Genomic DNA, 5,543 nt, shown 5'->3' with positions numbered 1-5,543 from the left:
GGCCCGCACCGTGCGGCGCGGGCCGGAACTGGATGGATCTCGTCTCCAGGGCGGGACGCCCCGGAACCGGGTGCCTCGGCGCCCGGTCACCTGAACCCGAAGGCTCAGACGTCCTGGGACGCCTCGGCGGGCTGCTCGACCTCGGCGGCCTCGGCGTCGTCGTCCGCGGCCTCGACGGCCTCGGTCTCCTCGACCTCCGCCACCTCGCCCTCGGCGTCGTCCGCCTGGTCCGCGACCGGTCCGCGACCCTGCCGCTCCGCCTTGCGGGCGTCGGCGGCGGCGCGGGCCTCGGCCATGGCCTCGGTCTTCTTCTTGTGCGGGCCGAGAACCATGATCATGTTTCGGCCGTCCTGCTTCGGGGCCGACTCGACGAAGCCCAGGTCCTGGACGTCGTCCGCGAGCCGCTGCAGCAGTCGGAAGCCCAGCTCGGGGCGGGACTGCTCACGACCGCGGAACATGATCGTGATCTTGACCTTGTCGCCCTGCTTGAGGAACCGGACGACGTGACCCTTCTTGGTGTCATAGTCGTGCGGGTCGATCTTCGGCCGGAGCTTCATCTCCTTGATGACCGTGTGCGCCTGGTTCTTGCGCGCCTCACGGGCCTTCATGGCCGACTCGTACTTGAACTTGCCGTAGTCCATGAGCTTGCACACCGGCGGGCGCGCCGTGGCGGCGACCTCGACCAGGTCCAGGTCGTACTCCTGGGCAAGCTCCAGCGCCTTCGCGAGCGGGACGATGCCGACCTGCTCGCCGCTGGGACCGACGAGTCGCACCTCGGGGACGCGAATCCGGTCGTTGATGCGGGGCTCGGTGCTGATGGGGCCTCCTCGGTTGCACCTTTTCCGATGCGGCCGTCGGGCGGCGGTCGCACGTAGTGGTTTCGACCACTGGGCGGGGCTTCATTCATGCTCCGCTGCCCGTCGAGGGCACCGAGCGCACGAAAAAAGCCCCGCACGGTACAGGCGGGGCTCCACACGTTCCGGGGCGCCCTCGCGGGCACCACTGCTGACGAACAGTCCCTCGCGGGCGCTCATCGCGGACCGGACCCGTCGGCCCTTCGGCCGCGCGGGTGGGAGACTGTCGCGGTTGCCCTCTCGGGCCTCCTGAGTGGAGCCTCCACTTGCTGGCCGGGCAACCTGAAGGGTCCCCTGGCCGGTCAGTCTCGAATCATACCAGCGTTTCCGGCCCGACCGGTATTCCGACCCCTCCGCACCCGCCTTGTACGCTCCTTCCGTACCGCGCTTTCGCACCAGTCCCCTCGGAGTGACACCTTGACCAGCCAGCCCGACCACGCGCACGAGTCCGAGTCCGAGCAGGCCCTCGGCTTCGACGACCTGACCCGCGACATCGCCGAGGTCCCCGCCGTCGAGGTGATCACCACCGTCGCCGTCCACCTGATGAGCGCCGCCGCCGTCAAGTGCGGCCTGGCCGAGAACGGCGAGGCCGACAAGGACCTCGACGAGGCCCGCAAGCTCATCACCGCCCTGGCCGGCCTGGTCACCGCCGGAGCCCCCGAGATCTCCAACTTCCACGCCGCCCCCCTCCGCGACGGCCTCCGCTCCCTCCAACTCGCCTTCCGCGAAGCCTCCCTCGTCCCCGACGCCCCCGGCTCCGGCCCCGGCGAGAAGTTCACCGGCCCCGTCTACTCCTGACCCACCCCGCACCGCCCCCCGAAGCCGCCCCCACCGGGCGGCTTCGCCGTTCCCCGCCCCCTCCCTTCGCCGAAGGCGCCCCCTCTCCCTCCCCCTCGCCGAAGGCGCCTCCTCCCCGCCCCGCCAGGGGCGCGGGGAACTGCGCGCAGCGGAAGGCCACACGCAGAAGCCGCCCGACCAAGGGAATTCCCTCGACCGGGCGGCTCCGCGTCACGCGTTACGCGTCGTACTCGTCCAGCGGCGGGCACGAGCACACCAGGTTCCGGTCCCCGTACGCGCCGTCGATGCGTCGCACCGCCGGCCAGTACTTGTCCGCCGGGTTCACGCCCGCCGGGAAGACCGCCTCCTCGCGGGTGTACGGGTGCGCCCACTCGCCGGCCAGCATGGCCGCGGTGTGCGGGGCGTTGCGCAGCGGGTTGTCGTCGGCGGCCCACTCGCCCGCGCCGACCTTCTCGATCTCGCCGCGGATCGCGATCATCGCCTCGCAGAAGCGGTCGATCTCGTGCAGGTCCTCGGACTCGGTCGGCTCGATCATCAGCGTCCCGGCGACCGGGAACGACATGGTCGGCGCGTGGAAGCCGTAGTCGATGAGCCGCTTGGCGATGTCGTCGACGCTGACGCCGGTCTCCTTGCTGAGCGGCCGCAGGTCGATGATGCACTCGTGCGCGACCAGCCCGCCGGGGCCGGTGTAGAGCACGGGGTAGTGCGGGGCGAGCCGCTTGGCGATGTAGTTGGCGTTGAGCACGGCCACCTGGGTGGCGCGCTTGAGCCCCTCGCCGCCCATCAGCCGGACGTACGACCAGGAGATCGGCAGGATCGCCGCCGAGCCCCAGGGCGCGGCCGAGATCGGCCCGACGCCGGTCGCGGGCCCGGCCTCGGCCTGCAGCGGGTGGTTGGGCAGGTACGGCGCGAGGTGCTCGCGGACCGCGACCGGGCCGACGCCGGGGCCGCCGCCGCCGTGCGGGATGCAGAAGGTCTTGTGCAGGTTGAGGTGCGAGACGTCCGCCCCGAACTTGCCGGGCTTGGCGAGGCCGACCAGCGCGTTGAGGTTGGCGCCGTCGACGTACACCTGGCCGCCGGCCTCGTGGACGAGTTCGCAGATCCGGGTGATCTCGGTCTCGAACACGCCGTGGGTGGACGGGTAGGTGACCATCAGGACGGCCAGCTGCTCGCCGTGCTGGGCGATCTTCGCCTTCAGGTCCTCGACGTCCACGTCGCCGTCGGTCAGGGTCTTGACCACGACGACCCGCATGCCGGCCATCGCCGCCGAGGCCGCGTTGGTGCCGTGCGCGGAGGAGGGGATCAGGCAGACGTCGCGCTGGGTGTCCCCGTTGGCCCGGTGGTAGGCCCGCACCGCCAGCAGACCGGCCAGCTCGCCCTGCGAACCGGCGTTCGGCTGGATGGACACCGCGTCGTAGCCGGTGACCTCGACCAGCTGCTGCTCCAGCCCGCGGATCAGCGTCAGGTAGCCCTCGGCCTGGTCGACCGGCGCGAACGGGTGCAGCTGCCCGAACTCGGGCCAGGTGATCGGCTCCATCTCGGTGGTCGCGTTGAGCTTCATGGTGCAGGAGCCCAGCGGGATCATGCCGCGGTCGAGCGCGTAGTCGCGGTCGGAGAGCCGGCGCAGGTAGCGCAGCATGGCGGTCTCGGAGCGGTGGCTGTGGAAGACCGGGTGGGTGAGGTACTCGTCCTCGCGCAGCAGGGCGGCGGGCAGCGCGTCGGCGTCCTCGGCGATCTCGGCGCCCTCGACCCCGAACGCGGCGAGCACGGCCGCCAGGTGCTCGCGGGTGGTGGTCTCGTCGCAGGAGACCGAGACCCGGTCGCCGTCGACCCGGAACACGTTGACGCCGCCGGCCAGCGCCGCGGCGACGACCTGGTCGGCCCGGCCCGGGACGACGGCCGTGACGGTGTCGAAGAAGGCGTCGTGGGCGAGTTCGACGCCGCCCGCGCGCAGGCCGGCGGCGAGCGCGGCGGCGTAGCGGTGGGTGCGGCGGGCGATGTCGGCGAGGCCGTCGGGGCCGTGGTAGACGGCGTACATGGAGGCCATCACGGCGAGCAGCACCTGCGCGGTGCAGATGTTGGAGGTGGCCTTCTCTCGGCGGATGTGCTGCTCGCGGGTCTGCAGGGCGAGCCGGTAGGCGCGGTTGCCGTCGGCGTCGACGGAGACGCCGACCAGGCGGCCGGGCAGGTTGCGGGCGTACGCGGCGCGGACGGCCAGGTAGCCGGCGTGCGGGCCGCCGAAGCCCATCGGGACGCCGAAGCGCTGCGAGGTGCCGCAGGCGATGTCGGCGCCGAGCTCGCCGGGCGAGCGCAGCAGGGTGAGGGCGAGCAGGTCGGCGGCGACCGCGACGACCGCGCCGAGCTCGTGCGCCCGGTCGATGACGGGCTTGATCTCGCGCACCGCGCCGGACGCGCCGGGGTACTGGAGCAGCACGCCGAAGACGCCGCGCTCGGCGATCTCGGCGGGGATGCCGTCGGACAGGTCGGCGACGACGACCTCGACGCCGGTCGGTTCGGCGCGGGTCTCGATCACGGCGACGGTCTGCGGCAGGGTGTCGGCGTCGACCAGGAAGACGCCGCCCTTGACCTTGGTGACGCGCCGGGCCAGGGACATCGCCTCGGCGGCGGCGGTGCCCTCGTCGAGCAGCGAGGAGCCGGAGGTGTCCAGGCCGGTCAGGTCGGCGACCGCGGTCTGGAAGTTGAGCAGCGCCTCCAGGCGGCCCTGCGAGATCTCCGGCTGGTACGGGGTGTAGGCGGTGTACCAGGCCGGGTTCTCCAGCACGTTGCGCAGGATGACCGGCGGGGTGAAGGTGCCGTAGTAGCCGAGGCCGATCATCGAGGTGAGGACCTGGTTGCGGCCGGCCAGCTCGCGCAGTTCGGCGAGCACCTGGGCCTCGCTGCGGCCGGCGGGCAGGCCGAGCGCGGTGAGGCTGCGGATGGCGTCGGGGACGGCGGCGTCGGACAGCTCGTCCAGGGAGGCGTAGCCGACCTGGGCCAGCATCTTCTGCTGGGCGTCGCTGTCGGGGCCGATGTGGCGGTGCTCGAAGGGGCTGGCCTGCTCAAGGTCGCTGAGCGTCGGCTGGGCGTTCATGGGGGTCGGGCCTCCTGGTCGCGGACCGGCGGTGGTACGCACGCCGACCGACTGCCGTGGAAGCCGGGCGGGCGGGCGAACCCGTCAGCCTCCCCCTCTGTCATCGGTACCTGAGAGCTTCACGCGTCCGGGCCGGGGCCCGCACGGTTTGCACCGTCGGCGAGGGCGGGGGCGGCCGGCTCCGGTGCCGACGGTCCTGCCCTGCTTTCCAGAGTGACCTGTTCTCGCTCGGTACGGATGCCTGAGAGATTCCGGGGAGGGGTTGCTCCTTCGGCGTCCCGCTGCCCCCTGTTCGGCGGGGCCGGGACTCTCCCGAGCGGGCTCGGCGGTCGCCTCCGAGGTTACCAGCGCGGGCCCTTCCGATCACCGGTGCGGCCCTGTGATCTGCCCCGGACGGCGGCATCCGGAGTGCCGCCGTCCGTTACGTGCCGTTTGGTGTGAAGTGGCGGCCCGGCACGCTCCTCCGGTCGCCTCCCGGACATCCCTGAGGAGCGGCAGGACTGGAGGACAGCGTGCAGACCGATATCGATCCGCGCGACCTGATCGGGCACAAGGCGGTCGACCGGAACGGTGACAAGATCGGCACGGTCGACGAGGTGTACCTGGACGACGCCACCGGCGAACCGGAGTGGGCGGCCGTCCGCACGGGGATCTTCGGCCGGGACGCCTTCGTCCCGCTGACCACCAGCGAGTTCGCGGGCGACGAGCTGCGCGTCCCGTACGACAAGTCGCTGATCAAGGAATCCCCGGACTTCGGCGTGGGCCAGCACCTCTCGCCCGCCCAGGAGCTGCAGTTGTAC

At 72.1% G+C, this 5,543-nt stretch carries 4 protein-coding genes and 1 riboswitch; of the genes, 2 read left to right on the top strand and 2 right to left on the bottom strand.

Annotated elements, in window-relative coordinates; all coding sequences use genetic code 11:
- Positions 1 to 104: 104 nt before the first annotated feature.
- Complete coding sequence (gene infC / locus ACFUEL_RS34030; protein WP_380241172.1) at positions 105 to 818, bottom strand: translation initiation factor IF-3; 714 nt, start codon at positions 816 to 818, stop codon at positions 105 to 107.
- Positions 819 to 1,271: 453 nt separating this feature from the next.
- On the opposite strand from infC, the gene ACFUEL_RS34025 reads away from it, so the two are divergent.
- A complete protein-coding gene (locus tag ACFUEL_RS34025) occupies positions 1,272 to 1,652 on the top strand; it encodes a DUF1844 domain-containing protein (protein WP_380241171.1) in 381 nt (126 codons plus the stop codon).
- Positions 1,653 to 1,869: 217 nt separating this feature from the next.
- On the opposite strand, the gene gcvP is transcribed toward ACFUEL_RS34025, so the two are convergent.
- Positions 1,870 to 4,743, bottom strand: coding sequence for an aminomethyl-transferring glycine dehydrogenase (gcvP, locus tag ACFUEL_RS34020; RefSeq protein WP_380241169.1), 2,874 nt, complete (start codon positions 4,741 to 4,743; stop codon positions 1,870 to 1,872).
- A 219-nt stretch (positions 4,744 to 4,962) separates the two neighbouring features.
- Positions 4,963 to 5,068: riboswitch (glycine riboswitch) on the bottom strand.
- Between the two features lie 187 nt (positions 5,069 to 5,255).
- Between gcvP and ACFUEL_RS34015 the strand changes: the two genes are divergently transcribed.
- Positions 5,256 to 5,543, top strand: a 288-nt coding sequence (locus tag ACFUEL_RS34015) for a PRC-barrel domain-containing protein (protein ID WP_380241167.1), incomplete at its 3' end; no start/stop codon positions are given.

This window comes from Kitasatospora sp. NPDC057198 (genome assembly GCF_042670125.1).
In the GTDB taxonomy this organism is placed as follows: Bacteria; Actinomycetota; Actinomycetes; order Streptomycetales; family Streptomycetaceae; genus Kitasatospora.
Note: the sequence above shows the minus strand (reverse complement) of the source record. Positions and strands in the feature narration are given on the sequence as shown.